General features: G+C 42.0%; 15 protein-coding genes. 2 read left to right on the top strand and 13 right to left on the bottom strand.

The features are described 5' to 3' along the window. Positions 1–145: 145 nt before the first annotated feature. The 7 genes from ezrA to QM870_RS04420 form a co-directional block, all read right to left on the bottom strand. Entirely contained in the window at positions 146–1,870 is a 1,725-nt protein-coding gene (gene ezrA, locus QM870_RS04450) for a septation ring formation regulator EzrA (RefSeq protein ID WP_414368772.1), read from the bottom strand. 86 nt (positions 1,871–1,956) lie between these two features. Beyond that, complete coding sequence (gyrB, locus tag QM870_RS04445) at positions 1,957–3,906, bottom strand: DNA topoisomerase (ATP-hydrolyzing) subunit B (protein ID WP_414368770.1); 1,950 nt, start codon at positions 3,904–3,906, stop codon at positions 1,957–1,959. 12 nt (positions 3,907–3,918) lie between these two features. After that, complete coding sequence (locus QM870_RS04440) at positions 3,919–4,482, bottom strand: HAD-IA family hydrolase (protein ID WP_414368768.1); 564 nt, start codon at positions 4,480–4,482, stop codon at positions 3,919–3,921. Between the two features lie 165 nt (positions 4,483–4,647). Further along, positions 4,648–5,199, bottom strand: a complete 552-nt coding sequence (locus QM870_RS04435) for a DJ-1 family glyoxalase III (protein ID WP_414368778.1) — start codon at positions 5,197–5,199, stop codon at positions 4,648–4,650. Between the two features lie 19 nt (positions 5,200–5,218). Further along, positions 5,219–6,448 carry an FtsW/RodA/SpoVE family cell cycle protein gene (locus QM870_RS04430; protein WP_414368766.1) on the bottom strand — a complete coding sequence of 410 codons (1,230 nt, stop codon included), beginning with the start codon at positions 6,446–6,448 and terminating at the stop codon, positions 5,219–5,221. 33 nt (positions 6,449–6,481) lie between these two features. Continuing rightward, positions 6,482–7,462 carry a YeiH family protein gene (locus tag QM870_RS04425; protein ID WP_414368764.1) on the bottom strand — a complete coding sequence of 327 codons (981 nt, stop codon included), beginning with the start codon at positions 7,460–7,462 and terminating at the stop codon, positions 6,482–6,484. A 4-nt stretch (positions 7,463–7,466) separates the two neighbouring features. After that, a complete protein-coding gene (locus QM870_RS04420; protein WP_371611100.1) occupies positions 7,467–9,920 on the bottom strand; it encodes a bifunctional DnaQ family exonuclease/ATP-dependent helicase in 2,454 nt (817 codons plus the stop codon). A gap of 118 nt (positions 9,921–10,038) precedes the next feature. On the opposite strand from QM870_RS04420, the gene QM870_RS04415 reads away from it, so the two are divergent. Beyond that, positions 10,039–10,680, top strand: coding sequence for an MBL fold metallo-hydrolase (locus QM870_RS04415; protein ID WP_155199804.1), 642 nt, complete (start codon positions 10,039–10,041; stop codon positions 10,678–10,680). Between the two features lie 69 nt (positions 10,681–10,749). On the opposite strand, the gene ftsX is transcribed toward QM870_RS04415, so the two are convergent. The 3 genes from ftsX to prfB all read right to left on the bottom strand — a co-directional run bounded on the left by ftsX (position 10,750) and on the right by prfB (position 13,501). Next, positions 10,750–11,676 (bottom strand): permease-like cell division protein FtsX, encoded by a 927-nt coding sequence (ftsX, locus tag QM870_RS04410; RefSeq protein ID WP_042759907.1) that lies wholly within the window; start codon positions 11,674–11,676, stop codon positions 10,750–10,752. After that, the gene (gene ftsE, locus QM870_RS04405) at positions 11,669–12,361 is read right to left on the bottom strand and encodes a cell division ATP-binding protein FtsE (RefSeq protein ID WP_003008021.1); all 693 of its coding nucleotides are present in this window, start codon (positions 12,359–12,361) and stop codon (positions 11,669–11,671) included. The genes ftsX and ftsE overlap by 8 nt, the downstream gene beginning before the upstream one ends. A gap of 44 nt (positions 12,362–12,405) precedes the next feature. Continuing rightward, a protein-coding gene (gene prfB / locus QM870_RS04400) for a peptide chain release factor 2 (RefSeq protein ID WP_152905764.1) occupies positions 12,406–13,501 on the bottom strand; the annotation gives its coding sequence in 2 pieces (ribosomal slippage) (positions 12,406–13,428 and positions 13,430–13,501; 1,095 coding nt in all). Between the two features lie 174 nt (positions 13,502–13,675). On the opposite strand from prfB, the gene QM870_RS04395 reads away from it, so the two are divergent. Beyond that, positions 13,676–14,533 carry a metallophosphoesterase gene (locus QM870_RS04395; protein WP_049514651.1) on the top strand — a complete coding sequence of 286 codons (858 nt, stop codon included), beginning with the start codon at positions 13,676–13,678 and terminating at the stop codon, positions 14,531–14,533. Positions 14,534–14,563: 30 nt separating this feature from the next. Here the strand turns inward: QM870_RS04395 and QM870_RS04390 are convergent, their stop codons facing one another. From QM870_RS04390 to QM870_RS04380, 3 genes are all read right to left on the bottom strand, one after another. Beyond that, the gene (locus tag QM870_RS04390) at positions 14,564–15,232 is read right to left on the bottom strand and encodes an MIP/aquaporin family protein (protein ID WP_049514648.1); all 669 of its coding nucleotides are present in this window, start codon (positions 15,230–15,232) and stop codon (positions 14,564–14,566) included. Positions 15,233–15,353: 121 nt separating this feature from the next. Continuing rightward, positions 15,354–18,038 (bottom strand): cation-translocating P-type ATPase, encoded by a 2,685-nt coding sequence (locus QM870_RS04385; RefSeq protein ID WP_414368760.1) that lies wholly within the window; start codon positions 18,036–18,038, stop codon positions 15,354–15,356. A 212-nt stretch (positions 18,039–18,250) separates the two neighbouring features. Beyond that, positions 18,251–18,634 (bottom strand): YwiB family protein, encoded by a 384-nt coding sequence (locus QM870_RS04380; RefSeq protein WP_003008038.1) that lies wholly within the window; start codon positions 18,632–18,634, stop codon positions 18,251–18,253. Positions 18,635–18,737 lie beyond the last annotated feature (103 nt).

Raw genomic sequence — 18,737 nt, 5'->3', positions numbered from 1 at the left:
GCTCTTTGAAGCTTCGCCCTTGTTTTTTATGTTCATAGATCTGAACTTTATCTTCATAAGTTAATTTCATAATAAAAACACCCCAAAAGTTAGATTTTTTTCTGTCTAACTTTTGGGGTGCAGTTCAAAAGTCGTTTTTTTGTTATTAGAAGCGAATTTGCTCCCGAGTTTTTTCATACGAAGTAACAAAGCGATCTGTCACTCCAGCTTCTACCATCTCCAAAGCATCTGAGATCACCTTAAAGGAAGCTGCATAGTCATATTCTCTTTCGAAAATATAAAGGGATTCATCAAAAGCTGCTTGCACATGATCATCAAATGAACGGTAACGGTTCGAGTATTGCAATAACTGCTCGGTTAAAGTAGCATTTTGTACAATTCGATAAGTCGCTTCTTCCAATTCATTCATATCATTTGTCAAAATATCTAACAAACGATTGGTTGACTCGATGTTGATTTTATCCCCTTCCAACTCATCCATCAAAGCCTCTGTATTGTTACTTGCAGTGAAGAAAATTTCTAAGAATTCTTGAGGGATTCCTGGCAAGTTTCGCTTGTCCATATAGCGTTTAATGGCATGCAAACGGTTGGCATAGATGTTAACTTTTTGGCGAGCATTGGCATCGTCTTTTTCAACTTTTGAAAGGGAATCACTCAAGCCGATTTGCTCATCTTCGATTTCTTTCAAGCGAGCCTCAATAGCTTCTAACTCTTCTTCTACGATAGAATAAGCTTTTTGTGTTTCAGATGAATCTTTCAAGGCATCTTCTACCACATTTTCTTGTGAAGATAGCTCAGCTTCCAACTCTTTTAACTGTTGGCTGAAGCTTTCATTCAAGACGAATGTTTTACCAAGGCGTTCCACTTCTGCTGCAAGGTTGCTATTGTTATCTTTTGCGTGTTTCAAATAGCCAGGCAGTTGTTTCACTAACTTCTTCACAACTTTTTGTGATTCAATTTCACGAGTAAAGATGTGATACAATGCATCGATTTCTTCTTGAATTTGTTCATTTTCGTAAATGGCATTGTCCAATTCAAGGGCGGATACATTTGCCATATTGTTCTTCAAGGAAGCATGCAACTGTTGGAAACGAGATTCAATATCTGTTTCAGTGAAGTGGTAGCCAGATTCCAAAAGCTTGCGGTAGCCACTTTCCAAATCCTCTAATTGGTCTGGAAGTTTTGCTTGAAGGGCAGTGACAATTTCTGGCACTCGCTCAACAATTTGTTTTAAGGCTACAATATGATTTTCAGCTGTATCAAGGATTTCAGCCGCTTCAACAGGGTCACCTGAAGAATTCAAGGTTACAAATTGTGAGAACTCAGATTGAATATTTCCAATTTGTTTTTCAATTTCAGGAAGCGCACTGCCATAACGATCTGGGTCTGAAGTGACTTCTTTTTGAAGTTCTTCAAACATATCCAAGGCATGAACCACACGACCGCTATTCTTTTGTTCCTGCTCTTCCAGATCAGAAAGGGCTTTGCGAATCGCCTTGATATCTTCGTCGATCAATTGGATCTGACTTTCGATATTGTCAATGGCTTGTTTAGCCTTCATGAAACGGAAAGAATTGTTATAGCCTTCCGCTTCAAACAGATTGTTTTCAATATCAGCAAATGAATTTAAGGATAAATCTACCCATTTTTGATTCCATTCACGAAATGCAATTTGACTTTGACCAATCAAATGCATGTTTTTTACGGCCTCTACTTCATCGTTGACCGGAAGGTTGTATAACTTTTCTTTTCGTTCTTCCAGTGCTGCCAGTAAGGCTTCATTTCGTTTTCTCAAAATGACTGCAACCACATATCCTACAATCAAGATAAGGGCGACAATAAAGATGAGAACAATTAGTCCACTAGACATATAAAAACTCCTTCATCGTATTACTTGAACGTAATCCTAGTAATTATACCATAAAATATCCATTAATGGGAAGCGTTCGGTGAATTTTATACATCGAGTGTACTATATTCAGCGTTTTCTTCGATAAATTCACGACGTGGTTCCACGCGGTCCCCCATCAACATATCAAAGATCTTATCTGCTTCCGCAGCATCGTCTACTGATACTCGTGCCATCAAGCGATGTTCTGGATTCATGGTTGTTTCCCATAATTGGTGATCATCCATTTCTCCAAGACCTTTATAGCGTTGGATGGTTGGTTTTGAGCGACCTTCTGAATAACGTTCCAAAGCTGCAGCTAATTCGGCTTCTTGGTTGGCACCAGGTTGGATATATTCTTTGATTTCACTACCGACTTTGACCCCATAGATTGGTGGTTGCGCAATATAAACATATCCCGCTTCCAAGACTGGTTTCATATAGCGATAGATCAAGGTCAATAGAAGGGTTCGGATATGAGCGCCATCGACATCGGCATCGGTCATGATGACTAATTTTTGATAACGCGCTTTTGTAACATCAAATTCGGCACCAAATCCAGTTCCCATAGCAGTAAATAAACTACGGATCTCTTCATTGGCTAGAATTTTGTCCATACTTGCTTTTTCAACGTTCAAGATCTTACCACGGATTGGTAAAATCGCTTGGAATTCCCGATTTCGACCAGATTTTGCAGATCCTCCGGCTGAATCCCCTTCGACGATAAAGAGTTCTGTTTCTTGTGGATTATTTGAAGAACAATCTGCCAATTTACCAGGTAGGTTGGAAATCTCAAGCCCTGATTTCTTACGGGTCACCTCACGCGCTCGCTTAGCAGCTACGCGAGCTTTCGCTGCTAAAATCCCTTTTTCGACGATTTTCTTAGCAATTTGCGGATTTTCCAAAAGGAAATCAGAAAAGGCATCACTAAAGAGTCGATTGGTAATCTTAACAACTTCTGAATTTCCAAGTTTGGTCTTGGTTTGTCCTTCAAACTGTGGATTTGGATGTTTAACAGAGATCACTGCTGTTAGGCCCTCTCGAACATCTTCCCCAGTTAGATTGTCTTCGTTTTCTTTTAAGAGTTTATTTTTCTTAGCGTAATCATTGATCACACGAGTGAGAGCTGTACGGAAGCCCTGTTCATGCGTCCCACCTTCATGGGTATGAATGTTATTCGCAAAACTCATGACCGTCTCATGGTAGCCTGTGGTATATTGCATAGCTACTTCAACGGTAATATCATCCATTTCACCATCTGTGTAGATTGGTTTATCAAAGATGACATCTTTGTTTTCATTGATGTATTCGACGTAACTAGAGATCCCACCTTCGTAGTGGTAATGCTTTTCTTGCTCCAAGCCTTCTCGCTTATCCGTCAAAGAAATACGCAAGCCACGATTCAAAAAGGCTAACTCTTGAATCCGTTTATTTAATTTTTCAAAATCATACTCGGTGGTTTCCGTGAAGATTTCTGGGTCTGGAATAAAGTGGACGGTTGTCCCTGTCCGATCTGTCTCCCCGATGACTTTCAAATCATCCACAACGTGTCCACGTCGATACTCTTGGTAATGGATACTGCCATTTTTATAGACGCGAACATCGAGGGATGTGGAAAGGGCGTTGACAACGGATGACCCTACCCCGTGAAGACCACCAGAAACCTTGTAGCCGCCTCCGCCAAATTTTCCTCCCGCGTGAAGCACAGTAAAGACAGTTTCAACGGCAGGTCGACCTGTCTTTTCTTGGATATCCACTGGGATCCCACGACCATCATCGACAACCGTGATAGAATTATCTGCTTCAATGAAAACTTCAATATGGCTAGCAAAACCAGCTAAGGCTTCGTCGATCGAGTTATCAACGATTTCCCAGACCAGATGATGTAGACCTTCTTTTGAGGTAGATCCAATATACATTCCCGGACGCATCCGAACGGCTTCTAGTCCTTCCAAGACCTGAATCTTACTGGCATCATATTCTTGCGCTTGAATTTCTTGCTGTTTATCCTCTGTCATAATTTCCCTTTTCTATTCAAATATAAACTGGTGTAAGTGGGGCATGGTATCAAATAAATAGGTTGAAAGCCCTGCAGCCTTCCCAGCTTCAATATCGATCGGACGATCTCCGATGACCAGACCGTCTTGAATGCCATATTTTTCTTTCAAATAAAGCATAGAGGCTGGGGCTGGTTTTCGAGGAAAGCCCTCGTCTGCTGTTACAATCTCCGTAAAGTAGGGTGCAATACCTGTCTGTTCAATAAGGGTCAAAACTTGGCGATCCCGATGAGATACCAAAAAATGGCGTCCTCCATGTGTTTGGATCTCTTCTAGTAACTCTTTTGCTCCCTCAAATAAGACCGGCTCTTGCAAGCCCAAGGCTTCTTTTTTCTTGTATTCCGTACGAAAATTGGAAATATGAGGTGCAAAGGTTTGAATTGCATCCTGTGTTGAGATTTTTAATGCTGCATAAACAGAATCATGATCGGCTTGGATGTGAAAGTCCTTCAATGTCGCTACAAAGGCATTTGTGGACGTTTCGTAATTATCCAGTAGCGTCCCACCAAGATCCCATATAAAATCATGATAATTCATAGTCAATATTATACCACAAATGGACAAAAAAAATAAGCTAAAACCCTCATTTAGGGGGGATTTTAGCCATTTTTTACGGTCATTTCATTTTAAATCATAGAGAAGTCATTTTCCGTCATAGAATGTAAACTTTCACCAGAAAATATGGTGTCCAAAAGAGCAATTTTAAGCATCTCCAAAGACATCTTGATAGAGCATTCCTTGACGAAGACTTTGGGCATCTCCTCCAAATTGCTCTACCAAGGCATAGGCTAAGGCAAGCGCAGTTGAAGGACCACGACTGGTCAAGAGATTCCCGTCTTTCACCACTGTTTCTTTCTGATAGTGCCCATCTTGAATCTCTTCTTCAAAACCATCGTAACAGGTATAGCGTTTATCTTTTAAGAGGCCGGCACGTGCCAGGACAATTGGTGCTGCACAAATAGCAGAAATGATTTTTCCTTTCCTACTTTCTTCTTGAAGAGCTGCAATCAATTCCGGATTATCCCGTAAATTCGCAGCTCCTGGCATCCCACCTGGTAAGAAGATTCCATCATAATCTGACAGGTCCCCATTCCAGAGGCGGTCGACTTCCACTGTGATCTGGTGAGAACCTGTGACCGTTTCTTCCATCCCAACGAGGTCACAGTCGATCCCAGCACGTCTCAAAACATCGACAATGGTCAAGGCTTCAATTTCTTCAAAACCGTTTGCTAAAATCGTTGCTACTTTTTTCATTTTCATTCCTTCTTTCTATCTATTGCGCCCTTTTAAGGACTACTTTTTTACGGATTGGAGGCCCTTCTTCTGGCTCTTTCTTTTTGCTACTATGATTATATATTGAGAGGACCAGACCAACACCAATTAGATTACTAATAATAGACGATCCACCCTGTGAGATAAAGGGGAGGGGAATCCCCGTCAAGGGGAGAAGACCCGTTACCGCGCCAACATTTTCAAAAATATGAAAGACCAGCATCATGATAAATCCAATGGAAATATAAGTATAAAATTGGTTATTGGACTGGAGGGTAATTTTTAAAATGCGGTAAATCAGGGTCACGTATAAAATCAACAGCACCAGAGCTCCAACAAAGCCAAAGTCTTCTGCGACGACCGTAAAAATCATATCGCTTTCCCGTACGGGAACCAATAAATTGGAGACATTAAAGCCTTGCCCAAAGAGGCCACCACTGGCAATGGCTAGCTGTCCTTGCGCCTGCTGGTAGGTGGTGGTTTGTGCATAGTCAAAAGGATTTAACCAGGCTAAAATACGGTTCATTTGGTAGGTTGGCATCCCTACTTGCTGGTGCAGAAAAGCCCGCCCCCCCTCTGATAGAAAGAGGAAGAGAAAGCCTGCTAACCCACCTGCCAGAAGCAAGATGACCGGCAAGATAATTTTCCAGGAAACTCCTGAAACGAGCACTAAGCCCGCAAAGATAGCCAAAAATACTAAGGCCGTTCCCAAATCCTGTTGGAGAGCCAATAAGGCAAAGACCGGAATCGTATAGATGGTCAATTCTAGAATCAAAAACCAATCTTGTCGTAATAATCGCTCACGCCCCTTATTTCTTTGCAAAAATCGGACAATAGAGCGTGACAGCATCAGGATGAAGGGGATCTTCATAAATTCTGAGGGCTGAAATAAGGTGATGTTCCCATAAGCCACCCAGTTTTTAGCTCCTGTTGAAGCTACCAAGTTGGGATTATAAAACACAAGAGGAAGAACCATCAAGGCTAGGCCAAGCAGGTAAAGAAAGGGAGTGATTTTCCAAAGAAATTTCGTGCTAAAAATCGTCACAATCAGGCAAATGACGCATCCCACACCAATCCAGGCCAATTGCTGCCCTAAAAAAGGCCACACCATTTGGGGATAGTCGTGAGAAACTGCTACATAAACAGATAAGATCCCAAGCATAAGAAGGGTGAAGACAATCCCAATGATCGAATAATCCAGGTGAATCGTCCAAAAATGATGTTTCTTCATTCACGTTCCTTTCTGTGAGAATCATCAAATCAATTAATAGAACAACATTTGTAGAATCAAGCTAGATCCTGCTACACAAAACCAAGCAATCAACCCTACTAGAAGGGGGGCTGCTCCTGCTGCACGGAACTGTTTCCAAGAAACCTTGCTTCCGATTCCGACCAAGGCCATGGCCATAAAGAGGTGAGAAAGGTCCTTTAGGTAAGGAAGAACCACTTTAGGTACCAAGCCGATAGATGAAAGAATAGAAGCCACAATAAACCAAATGATGAACCAAGGAATAATTTTCTTTAACATTCCTTTGTTTCTTCCTTGTTGCTTGCTCCGATACCATTTTAAACCGATCAAGCCCAAACAAACTGGTACAATCATCAGGGCGCGTGTCAACTTAACAATGGTCGCCATTTCACCCGCCGCCTTACTGTAGGAAAAAGCTGCTGCTACAACTGATGACGTATCGTTAATAGCTGTTCCTGACCAGAGGCCAAATTGAAAATTAGACATATGCCATACATGCCCTAATACTGGAAAGATAAAGACAGCCAAAATGTTGAAGAAGAAGATAGTTGACATAGATAAGGCAATTTCCTCTTCGTCTGCTTCAATGATCGGCGCAGCTGCTGCGATAGCAGATCCACCACAAATAGCCGTTCCAAACCCAATTAGGGTCCGTAGGTGAGATTTCAGATGGAAGACTTTCCCAAAGATTATCGCTGCAAGAAATGCAACTGTTATCGTTGGCAGACTAATCTTTAAAGAAGACAAGCCTGTAGAGGCAACCGTCGCAATCGGCAAGCTAAATCCCATGAAGATAATCGAATACTGCAATAATTTCTTACCGGACCAGTTCAGTCCTGGTCGTGAATTCTCCGGCAAATCTACTAATTCATTGAGGACAATTCCTAAAATCAAAGCAAAGACACTGGAGCCAATGATGGGAAAGAAAGTTCCCAAAAACATGGCGCAAAGAGCCAGTACAAATGCAATTGCAAGTCCAAATCCTTTATTTTTCATTCTCTCAATTCCTTTCAAAAAAGGCAGCTGCTTGCTCAACAAGCCGCTCTCTCACTGTCGTGTGAAGGGGCAACACTTGCTGCAAACCATCTAAAATTTGTTTTCCATATCGTTTGGTCACCACTCGCTGATCCAATAAGAGGACCAACGATTCCTGGTCTTGAAAACGGCTGGTTCTCCCAATAGCCTGTTTGAGCCTTAAAATTGCGACTGGAAGGCTATAGTCATAAAAGGGATTTTTCCCCTGTTCTCTGAGTTGGGTATTCAGCTTTTGAACCATATAATCTTTAGGGTTATCAAAAGGAAGGCGCGTGATGATTTGAATCACTTCTTTTTGTTGGGAAAAATCGACTCCCTCCCAGAAGCTTCCTGTTCCCAATAAAATAGAGCTTTCTCCTCGGTCAAATCGTCGCTTAATATTAGCTGCATCGCCATTTCGATACTGGGCCAAATGAGGAAATTTCAATGCGTTTGACGTCTCCAGTAACAATTCTTTTGAGGTAAACAAAAGAAAAATTGGTTTTCTTAGAGGAAGGAGTTCATCGATGAGCTGACAAATCTCTCCTGCATACTCCACGGAAGATAAAGAAACGACATCTGGAAAATCTATCGGCACCAACAATTCCTGGTGTTGTTTGACTGTTATTGGCACCCGGTAGATTTGCTGCTCTTGGTATCCCAAAAGGGCAGGTAAATGCACCTTTTTACTGATCGCGATCGTCGCTGATACAAAGAGCACGGGCACTTCTTCAGGGACAAACTCCTTAAAGGATAGCAAGTCCTCAACTCCACCATGGAGACGAAGAATCTGGTGGCTTTCGACCACTTCCTTGTCCATCCAAAAAATCTGGTAGCGCTCATCAAACAATTCTCTTAGATTCTCTAGAGATTCGTTTTTTAATTCCGATACATCCTGTCGAATTTTTGCCACTGTTTGATCTGATAAGATCGCTGTTTTTCCTTGTACAACTTCCTTAGAGCAGGCATTTAACTCAAATTGAATACTTTCCAGCAAACGCCGTTGCAGCAGATCTTTTTCCTCTTCAATAGCGTGTTGCAAGCTTAGAAGAAGAGATTGCAAGGTTTCTTCTCTCTGTGAAAACTGCTCCAAAGCAAAGAAGAGTTTTTGCGCTTCATCCACTACCAGAACAGATTCTTGAAGTAGACTCTTATCATCTTCTAGACGGGTTAACAGATAGGCATGATTGGTCAGAATTACTCGGCTGGTTTTCACTTTTTCCTGGCCGAGACGCCAAAAATCTTCCTGATAAAAAAGCGAACGTTTCGACAATTGGCCATCGTGGCAAATGTCAGCTACAAAATGAAGATGACGATAGAGTTGACCAATTTCACTGAGCTCTCCCGTTTCCGTCATGGTCAGCCAAACCAACAGTTGCATTTTAAAGCGTCGGATCATCCCATTATCTGACTCACTCTGTAAGGCCTCATAAAATTTATCGAGTTGGATGTAATCCTTGGGACTTTTCAGGCTATGAAAGGGAATTTGGAAAAGATCTTGGATGGTCTTTCCTTCCTTCTTCATAATTTGATCCTGAAGAATTTTAGTGGGAACACTGACAAGAATGCGCTTAGAGGTTTTCGCCAAAAGCGTTAATAGATAAGCGTATGTCTTCCCGATACCCGTTGGCGCTTCAATAAAACTCGGAAGTGGCTGTTGCAAACTATCCTCGATATAGGCAACAAATTCTCTCTGCTCCGGATAAGCCTCCATTCCCAACAGCTGCATATTGAGTTCAAACTGTTCAGACAAATGACGACTTTCTAAAAACTGCTGTGGCTTGCGCAGATAGAGACCATGAACTTCTACTAAATGAGCTGGTAAAAAAAGGCTACTGTCTTCAAGCGCATCTTCTATTAAGAGTCGTGATTCATAAATCAAACAATCTGCCATCGAAAGAAGTTTTTCGATCAATCCTCTCGGTAAGCTCGCAATTTTCTCTCTCAATTTCAACAGTAGCTGGGCTGTTGCCATAGCATCCGCTAAAGCGGAGTGAGCATGGTGCAACTCAATTTCCAGTTCAGCTGCAAGCGCTCCTAAATTGTAGCGTTCTAAAGTCGGATAGAAAATTTGAGACAATTCAACCGTATCAATCCGAGGAGTCGTTAGCTCAAATCCTTCCCAAAAGAGGGCTTCTGCTAATAAATTCGCATCAAATTTGACATTATGGGCCACAAAGACGGCATCTTCTATTAATTCAAAAATTTCTTTTGCCACTTGTGCAAACTCTGGTGCTTTTTTCAAGCGAGCATCTGTCAGGCCAGTCAATTGTTTGATATGCTCATCCAATCGTTCATGGGGATTCACATCCGTCTCATAGGATTGCGTAATCCTCCCATCTTCGATGATGACAATCCCAACCTGAATGATCTTAGCATTGCTTCCAGCACTGGTCGCTTCCAGATCCACAATGGCATATTTCCGTTTCTGTCTTGTCATAATACTTAAAATTATATCACGTTTGAGCAAGCTCTGCAGATTTTTTTCTCCTTTCATGTTGACTTCAATCCTGTTATTTTCCTTGCAATTTGATACACTATTCTAGAAAGGAGTCCTTATGAAAATCTATCGTACTGTTAATCCTGTAGCTTATGAAAACACCTACTACCTTGAAAATGACCACTCCCTCATTCTTGTCGATCCAGGTAGCGACTGGGCGACTATTCAAAAACAAATAGATCGCATCGGAAAACCAATCGTAGCGATTCTTTTAACCCATACGCATTACGATCACATTATGAGTCTTGAAAAGGTTCGTCAGACCTATCATTTCCCACCTGTTTATGTCCATTCAGCAGAAGCCAGTTGGTTGTCTTCTCCTGTCGATAATTTATCTGGTTTGGATCGTCATGCGGATTTAGAAGATGTGGTATGCAAGGAGGCCGACTTCCTTTATGACATTCGCTCCGATTACCAAATAGCTGATTTCCACTTTTATGTTCTGGAGACACCAGGCCACTCTGCAGGAGGAGTCTCTATCGTCTTTCCTGAGGATCACCTGGTTCTATCCGGTGATGCCCTTTTTCGCGAAACTATCGGACGGACCGATCTTCCGACAGGGAACGCGACACAGTTACTTAGCAGTATCAGAGAAGAGCTCTTTACCCTTCCATCTTCCTACACTGTCTATCCCGGTCATGGCCCTGAAACTTCTATTGGTCACGAGAAGATGTTCAATCCCTTCTTTAGACAATCCTAAAGAGTCCTTATCATCCTTCCTGTCCTCATAAAAGTAGACAAAAAAAGCAAGTGCGAACTTGCTTTTTTATTATATCTTAAGAAAACGTCTCATGGAGATTGAAGAACCAATCGCTCCAATCAAAATTCCTAATCCAAAGAGGCCACCGACCATGATCGGTACCAAGAGATGAGGACTATAGAGATACAAGTTTTGATCTGCCAAATTATTGTTCATAGATGTATAGACAACATTATAAACGTAGAAGACTAAAGCTGAAGGAACCAAGGCTCCCAAAAGACCGATCCAAGCACCTTCTAAAAGGAATGGTGCACGAATATAGCCATTTTTTGCTCCTACCAGTCGCATAATCTTAATCTCACGACTACGTGAAATGATGGTAATCCGAATGGTATTTGAAATCAAGAAGACTGCGATGAAGATCAATAAAGCTACACCAATCAAGCCCCAGTTTCGGATGAAGGTTCCAAGAGCAAACAAGCGTTGGGTATCGACCCCACCATCTTTAACTTCAGAGACCCCTTCAATTTTTTTGGCATCAGCCGAAACTTGCTTTACATATTTAGGAGCTGTTGTCTCTACATAATAAGCATCATAGAGAGGATTGGCATCTCCATCAAAAATCTTCCAGTTGTTCCCAGCCGTTTTGATCAGTTTATCATACTGCTCTTCCTTGCTAGAAAAATCAACCTTGTCAACATGCTTCATGGCTGTCAGAGCATCGTAGACCTTATGGTAGTTTTCATTGGTCACGGTTTGACCGTCTTTTTCAATCTGCTCGCTCTGATCTTGAATATCCTTGCGCATGTATACTACAACCCGCACACTGTTTTGAATATCATCTGAAAGCTTGATGGTATTGGCAATAACTGAGGCGAAAATAGCAACCAAGCTAAGGGTAATCATAACCGAGCTGACCGCTGCAATCGTCATCCAACCATTTCGTTTCAAGCTTTTAAGCGATTCGATTAAGTGTCGGAAAAATCTTCTAATCATCGTATCCGTACTCTCCTTCCGCTTCATCACGCACTACACGACCATTTTCAATCGCGATGACACGGTGACGTAAAGTATTTACAATCTGGCTATTGTGGGTCGCCATCAATACTGTGGTCCCTTGCAGATTAATCCGCTCCAAAAGATTCATGATTTCCCATGAATTATCTGGGTCCAAGTTCCCCGTTGGCTCATCCGCAATCAAGACTTTCGGATTGTTGACGATCGCACGAGCAATCGCAATCCGTTGTTGCTCTCCCCCTGACAATTCATTCGGGAATGAGCGGACCTTGTGTTTCAATCCGACAAGATCCAAAACTTCCATCACACGCTTTTTAATATTGCGACGGCGCTCACCGATAACTTGCATTGCGTAGGCAATATTTTCATAAACGGTTTTCTTTGGAAGCAATTTATAATCTTGGAAGACCACTCCCACATTGCGTCGCAACATAGGAATATCGCGTTTTTTGATTTTATCCAAATCAAAATCAGCTACTTTCAAACTTCCTTTATCGTGTTTGACTTCACGGTATAAAAGTCGAATAAAGGTCGACTTCCCTGCACCAGAAGGTCCTACGATGTAGGCAAATTCTCCTGGTTCAATTTGGACAGAGACCCCGCGAAGGGCCGTCGTCCCGTTGTCATACTTTTTGACAACATCTTTCATTTCAATCATTGACATGTAATGAAATTCCTTTCATTCTTTTCTGGTTGATTCCCTCAAGGTTATTGGAGACGCCATTTAAGGTAGGCATCGATAAAGCCATCGATATCTCCATCCATCACCTTGTCCACCTGCGCTACTTCGTAGTTGGTCCGGTGATCCTTAACCATGGTGTAAGGGGTAAAAACATAGGAGCGGATTTGACTTCCCCAGGTGATTTCTTTTTTATCCCCTTTTAGAGAATCCACTTCTGCTGCTTTTTTCTCTTGCTCTAATTGGTAGAGTTTAGCTTGCAACATCTTCATCGCACGATCACGGTTCCCGTATTGGGTCCGATCCACGGTGGACGCCACTACAATCCCTGTCGGAATGTGGGTCAAGCGCACCCCTGTAGAAACCTTGTTGACGTTTTGTCCACCAGCTCCACCAGAGCGGAAGGTGTCCATCTTGATATCATCATCACGAACTTCGACTTCGATAGTATCGTCTAATTCGGGCATGACCTCAACAGATGTAAAGGAGGTATGACGACGTTTAGCGGAGTCAAATGGCGAGATCCGAACCAAACGGTGAACCCCCATTTCAGATTTCAGAAGGCCGTATGCATGAGGCCCTTCAAAAGATAAGGTCACAGACTTGATTCCAGCCTCATCTCCAGCCTGATAGTCCAAGACTTCAACTTTGAAGCCATGGGCATTTCCAAAACGAGAATACATCCGAAGGAGCATGTCGCCCCAGTCCTGAGCTTCTGTTCCTCCTGAACCTGGGTGGATTTCTAGGATGGCATTATTATTGTCATAGGGTTCAGACAATAGCAAGGTCATTTCATAGCTGGTCATACGTTTATCCAGCTCCTCCAACTTCTCGATCAATTCTTCTTTGACCGAATCGTCTTCTGCCAAAAAGTCCAGTAAGATTTCTGACTCATCAAAGAGATCCACCATTTGATGGAAATTTTCATAGGTCTGCTTGAGTTCATTTAATTCTTGAGATGTCTTTTGCGCAGCAATGTTATCATCCCAAAAATCAGGTTCTGTCATTTTATTTTCTAAAATGGCAATTTCTTCTTCCAACGCCTCTAAGTCAAAGAGACCCCCTGAAAGAAGCTAATTTTTCACGATTTGCGTCAATTTTTTGACGAATTTCTGAAATGTCCATAAGCACCTCTTTCTATGTATCTAGTCTATTATATCATAACCTTCACTATTTTCCCACCTTCCAATATTGGATCTGCTAGTTTACCACAACTAACCCAGCTTTTTTTCAGTATTTTTCTATTTCTTTGTAACCTAATTGTTAGAAAAAAAGATCCTCTTATGCTAGACTGGTAGCATGACAACAGTAGCTTTTATGTCCGATTTACATATTGATTCGAACAACTTCGGCAAAGAAGAAATAGAGACCCTGATCACTCTTTTCCTGCAACAAAACATTCAACATCTCCATATTGCAGGAGATATTGCCAACGGCTTTGAAAGGACATCACAGGAATTTTTAGACCAACTTCAATGTCACCTTCCAGTGACCTTTAGCTTGGGAAATCATGATATGCTTGGCCTATCAGAAGAAACCATAAGACCTTTTGAATTTCAAAAGATTTCCTTCTCCAATCATACGCTTCTTGCCTTTTCGGGCTGGTATGACTACAGCTTTGTTCCTACTATCTCTCCCCAAAAACATCTCCAAACCAAAAATCTATTTTGGTTTGACAGACGCCTCCAACGAATGGGATCTGATCCAGCCATTACCCAACGTCTGTTGCAAGAGCTCGAAACAGAACTCATGCAAGTGGATCAACCCTTGATCATCGCCATGCACTTTGTTCCTCATAGTCAGTTTCTCCTGCGCCACCCTTATTTTGAACGCTTTAATGCTTTTCTAGGAAGCCAATCCTTTCATGAGCTCTTTAGACAATATCCTGTCAGAGAAGTGATTTTTGGTCATAGCCACCACCGAATGCCAGCAACAACGATTGACACCATCACCTATCATGCTAGACCTTTAGGCTATGTCCGAGAATGGGAGCTTTGCAAACAATTTTTCGAAGCTTTTCCTGAATATGATTTTCCAAAACGATACGATCCCTACAAACGCTATCGCAGAATCAAAGACCTCCCCAAATTTAAAGCATACAAGAAAAAACAGCTCGCTCATGAATTTTCTCAAGCCATGACGATCCTTGAACTATAAAAAAATTGGTCCCTCTGGGACCAATTTTTTTTACTCTTCTGTATCCAAGAGATTTTTTGCAACGATTGCAGCCAGAACACCACCGACAATTGGAGCCAAGATAAAGATCCAAATTTGTTGAAGGGCTGCACCACCAACAAAAAGGGCAGGTGCCAAACTACGAGCTGGGTTAACAGAAAGTCCTGTAATGTTCAAACCAACAAGAATAATCAAAGTCAAGCTCAAACCGATCACAAGGCCAGCGATTTTCCCATTACCTTTGCTAGCTGATGTCACTGTCATGATGACCAAAATAAAGATAAAGGAAGCAATTACTTCAAACAAGAATCCGCCAAATGGAGTCACACCCTTCGCTAGGGCATTTTCACCAAGACTAGCTGTTGACATACCTGAATTTGACAAGAGGAAGAGTACTGTTGCAGATGCGAGAACCGCCCCCACTACTTGCGCTGCAATATAATTAACCAAGTCCTTTGAAGACAAGCGTTTGTTCACAAACATGGCAATCGAAACAGCCGGGTTCAAGTGGGCACCAGAAACAGTCCCAATTGAGTAAGCTGCTGCAACAATGGATAAACCGAATGCCAAGGCAATTCCTAAATGTCCCAGACCTTCTGTTCCATTTCCAAAAACAACTGCGCCAGTCCCGATAAAAACAAGCATAAATGTGCCGATTACTTCAGCAAAAAACTTTTTCATAACTAAGTTTCCTTTCTTCAAACTGTTGACTAGTTTATCAAAAATCTACACGTACCTCAAGAAATATGCCCAGTCTATTTTGCCCGCAAAAAAAGCCATCCGGAGATGACTTCTTTTATATTTAAATGGCGTTTTTATCTTTTCCAAGTGCACGTTGAACAGCTTTAACAATCTCAACGAGAACAACAATCAAGAGCGAACCAATCATAACTGCTAACCATTGCGTCAAGCCTAAATGAGACACGTGGAAGAGTTTATTGAATCCAGGTACCATAATCGTCGCCATTAAGAGAATAAAGGCAACTGGGATAGACCAGTTAAAGGTCTTGTTCTTGAAGAGCCCCACTTTAAAGATAGATTGGTAAACAGACTTGACGTTAAAGGCATGAAGCAATTGGATCAATCCAAGAGTTGCAAAGGCCATCGTCAAAGCATCTGCATGGATTTCTGCCCGAGTAGAGTGTTCAGGAGAAATCAAAGCCCAGCCATAGACACCAAGAACCAGCATAGTTTGGAAGATTCCTTGATAAAGGATAGCTCCGAAGACACCACCGTCAAAGAAGTTAGATTTACGACCACGAGGTTTGTGGGTCATGACACCTGGTTCAGCTGGTTCCACACCAAGAGCGATGGCTGGAAGCGTATCGGTTACCAAGTTGATCCAGAGAAGATGCACTGGTTGCAATACATCCCAACCAAAGAGGGTTGCAAAGAAGATGGTGAAGACCTCAGCCATATTGGCAGACAAGAGGTATTGGATAGATTTTTGGATATTTGAGAAGACCTTACGTCCTTCTTCTACCGCTACGATAATGGTTGCAAAGTTATCATCTGCAAGGACCATGTCTGAAGCTCCCTTAGAAACTTCTGTACCAGTGATCCCCATACCGATACCGATATCAGCTGTCTTAAGTGATGGCGCATCGTTGACTCCGTCACCTGTCATGGCAACAACTTTACCTTCTTTTTGCCATGCTTTTACGATCCGAACCTTGTGTTCAGGTGATACACGAGCATAAACAGAGTATTGTTTGAAGACCTTTTGGAATTCTTCATCAGAGAGTTCATTCAACTCAGCTCCTGTAAAGACGTGATCTTCTGTGTCATTTGGATCGATGATACCAAGACGTTTGGCAATGGCTTCAGCTGTATCTTGGTGGTCACCCGTGATCATGATTGGACGGATACCCGCTTCCTTAGCGACACGGACAGCTTCTGCTGCTTCTGGACGCTCAGGGTCAATCATGCCGACCAAACCAGAGAAGATCAGGTCAGACTCAACAATTTCAGATTCCAAGGTAGGGATTTCGTTGCTTGTCTTATAAGCCATCATCAAGACACGAAGGGCTTGTTTAGCCAAGTCTTTGTTGGTAGCAAGGATAGCTTTCTTATCTTCATCTGTGATAGGACGAACTTCCCCATTGACTTCAATACGTGTCACACGTTTGAGCAATTGGTCAGGAGCCCCCTTGACAGCGATAAAGTAAGAACCGTCTGCTTCCTTATGGATAGTAGACATAAGCTTACGGTCAGAGTCAAATGGCAATTCTGCCACACGTGGCTCATCCTTCAAAATTTCGCGAACATCAAAATTGTGATCCAAACCAAACTGTACCAAAGCAGTCTCTGTTGGGTCCCCAATCAACTTGCCAGATGGGTCCACCTTAGTATCATTGGCAAAGTTCATGATACGAAGGGTATTGTTGCTAGCAGCAATCTCAGCTGCTGAGCTTTGCAATTGACCGTTGGTGTAGACCTTCTCAACAGTCATTTGGTTCATAGTCAAAGTACCTGTTTTATCAGATGCGATGATTTCTGTTGAACCAAGAGTTTCAACCGCTGGTAATTTACGAACAATCGAATTGCGTTTGGCAAGGGTTGTAGTTCCCAAAGATAGAACGATAGTTACAATGGCAGGAAGTCCTTCTGGAATGGCCGCAACCGCAAGGGCTACCGCAACCATCAAGCCTTCTAATGGATGCTCTCCACGAACGAAGACACCAACTAAGAAAGTAATGACCGCAATCACAACAATTAAGTAAGTCAAGGCTTTAGATAATTGTTCCAAGCTTTGCTTCAATGGTGTTTCAGTCTCATCGGCATTAGCCAACATATCTGCAATCTTACCAACTTCTGTATACATACCAGTGTTTGTTACGACACCAATACCACGACCATAAGTTACATTTGAGTTTTGGTAACCCATATTAACGCGGTCCCCAATACCAGCATCTGCTTCAACAAGACCAGTTACATCTTTTTCAACTGGAACCGATTCCCCTGTAAGAGCTGCTTCTTCGATCTTAAGAGAAGCTGCCTCTAACAAGCGCATATCAGCTGGAACCACATCTCCAGCTTCCAGAAGAACGATGTCCCCAGGCACCAATTCTTTTGAGTCAATCTCAATAACATGACCATCACGACGAACACGAGCCATCGGGCTAGACATATTTTTCAGAGCTTCAATGGCTGCTTCTGCTTGCCCTTCTTGGTAAACCCCAAAGGCAGCATTCAAGACTACAACAGCCAAGATGATCATGGCATCTGTAAGGCCGTCCATTCCTTCTGTGATCACAGAGAGAGCTGCGGCGATCAGCAAGATGATAATCATCAAATCTTTAAACTGATCGATAAACTTAGACAAGAGGCTACGTTTTTCGCCTTCATCCAGTTCATTATGACCATAAGTCGCTAAACGTTCTTGAGCTTGAGCAGTTGACAAGCCTTCAATTGAAGAGTCCAATTCCTTTAGAACTTCTTCTTTACTCTGTGTATAAAACAAAGCTTTATTTTGTTCTTTTGACAAAATAATTTCCTCCTTATAGCTTTCTACTAGGTCTCTTTTGCACAAAAAAGAGACCTGTTTGAAAAAACAAGTCTCGCCGTTTAATATAGTGCCGGAAATAATTTCGTAATGACGACACTATCGCGGAAAACCGCCAGCTACTCCCTTGAGTGGTTTTATTATACCATTTTTATAGAATAAAGCAAGCGGGATCTCTAATAATTTAATGAGATCTATTCTTCCCATTCCACCAGTAATTGATAATTAGCAAATTCCTGTTCTCCATCGAGAGTTAACAAGCGATAAGAGACTTGCAAATGACCTGCTTCTAATTGAAAGAGATCTGTTGTAATCAAAAACTGCTGAATGCCCATCGGAGTTGGGATGATTGCCCCACCATCTTCATTTTTGTAGAAACGCATGATGGATTTAGGACTTGAGAATCGTGTCATGACCAATTCATCGTTGGAAAATTTCAAAGCAACCTTTTCATCTTCTTCATTGGTATACAAGAGATATTGAAAACCTGCTTTTTCCTTCCATTCACCTTGATAGTACTGATCAACGATTTCCATTTCTTCTCCAAATCGAATGGTATTTTGAATGCGAATCTGCATCTTTGTCTCCTTCTCTTCTTTTCTTGCCCTACTATTCTATCAAATTTTACGCATTTTGACTGCCCCTATTAGCCTCTAGATCGCAAAATAGGCTTTTTTTTGC

The sequence above is a fragment of the Streptococcus parasanguinis genome, from assembly GCF_047463195.1.
Classification (GTDB): domain Bacteria; phylum Bacillota; class Bacilli; order Lactobacillales; family Streptococcaceae; genus Streptococcus; species Streptococcus parasanguinis_R.
Note: the sequence above shows the minus strand (reverse complement) of the source record. Positions and strands in the feature narration are given on the sequence as shown.

Bases quoted from the DNA above. Each gene is read 5' to 3' on its own strand.
- ezrA (WP_414368772.1), bottom strand. From the start codon at position 1,870: ATGTCTAGTGGACTAATTGTTCTCATCTTTATTGTCGCCCTTATCTTG.
- gyrB (WP_414368770.1), bottom strand. From the start codon at position 3,906: ATGACAGAGGATAAACAGCAAGAAATTCAAGCGCAAGAATATGATGCC.
- QM870_RS04440 (WP_414368768.1), bottom strand. From the start codon at position 4,482: ATGAATTATCATGATTTTATATGGGATCTTGGTGGGACGCTACTGGAT.
- QM870_RS04435 (WP_414368778.1), bottom strand. From the start codon at position 5,199: ATGAAAAAAGTAGCAACGATTTTAGCAAACGGTTTTGAAGAAATTGAA.
- QM870_RS04430 (WP_414368766.1), bottom strand. From the start codon at position 6,448: ATGAAGAAACATCATTTTTGGACGATTCACCTGGATTATTCGATCATT.
- QM870_RS04425 (WP_414368764.1), bottom strand. From the start codon at position 7,462: ATGAAAAATAAAGGATTTGGACTTGCAATTGCATTTGTACTGGCTCTT.
- QM870_RS04420 (WP_371611100.1), bottom strand. From the start codon at position 9,920: ATGACAAGACAGAAACGGAAATATGCCATTGTGGATCTGGAAGCGACC.
- QM870_RS04415 (WP_155199804.1), top strand. From the start codon at position 10,039: ATGAAAATCTATCGTACTGTTAATCCTGTAGCTTATGAAAACACCTAC.
- ftsX (WP_042759907.1), bottom strand. From the start codon at position 11,676: ATGATTAGAAGATTTTTCCGACACTTAATCGAATCGCTTAAAAGCTTG.
- ftsE (WP_003008021.1), bottom strand. From the start codon at position 12,361: ATGTCAATGATTGAAATGAAAGATGTTGTCAAAAAGTATGACAACGGG.
- QM870_RS04395 (WP_049514651.1), top strand. From the start codon at position 13,676: ATGACAACAGTAGCTTTTATGTCCGATTTACATATTGATTCGAACAAC.
- QM870_RS04390 (WP_049514648.1), bottom strand. From the start codon at position 15,232: ATGAAAAAGTTTTTTGCTGAAGTAATCGGCACATTTATGCTTGTTTTT.
- QM870_RS04380 (WP_003008038.1), bottom strand. From the start codon at position 18,634: ATGCAGATTCGCATTCAAAATACCATTCGATTTGGAGAAGAAATGGAA.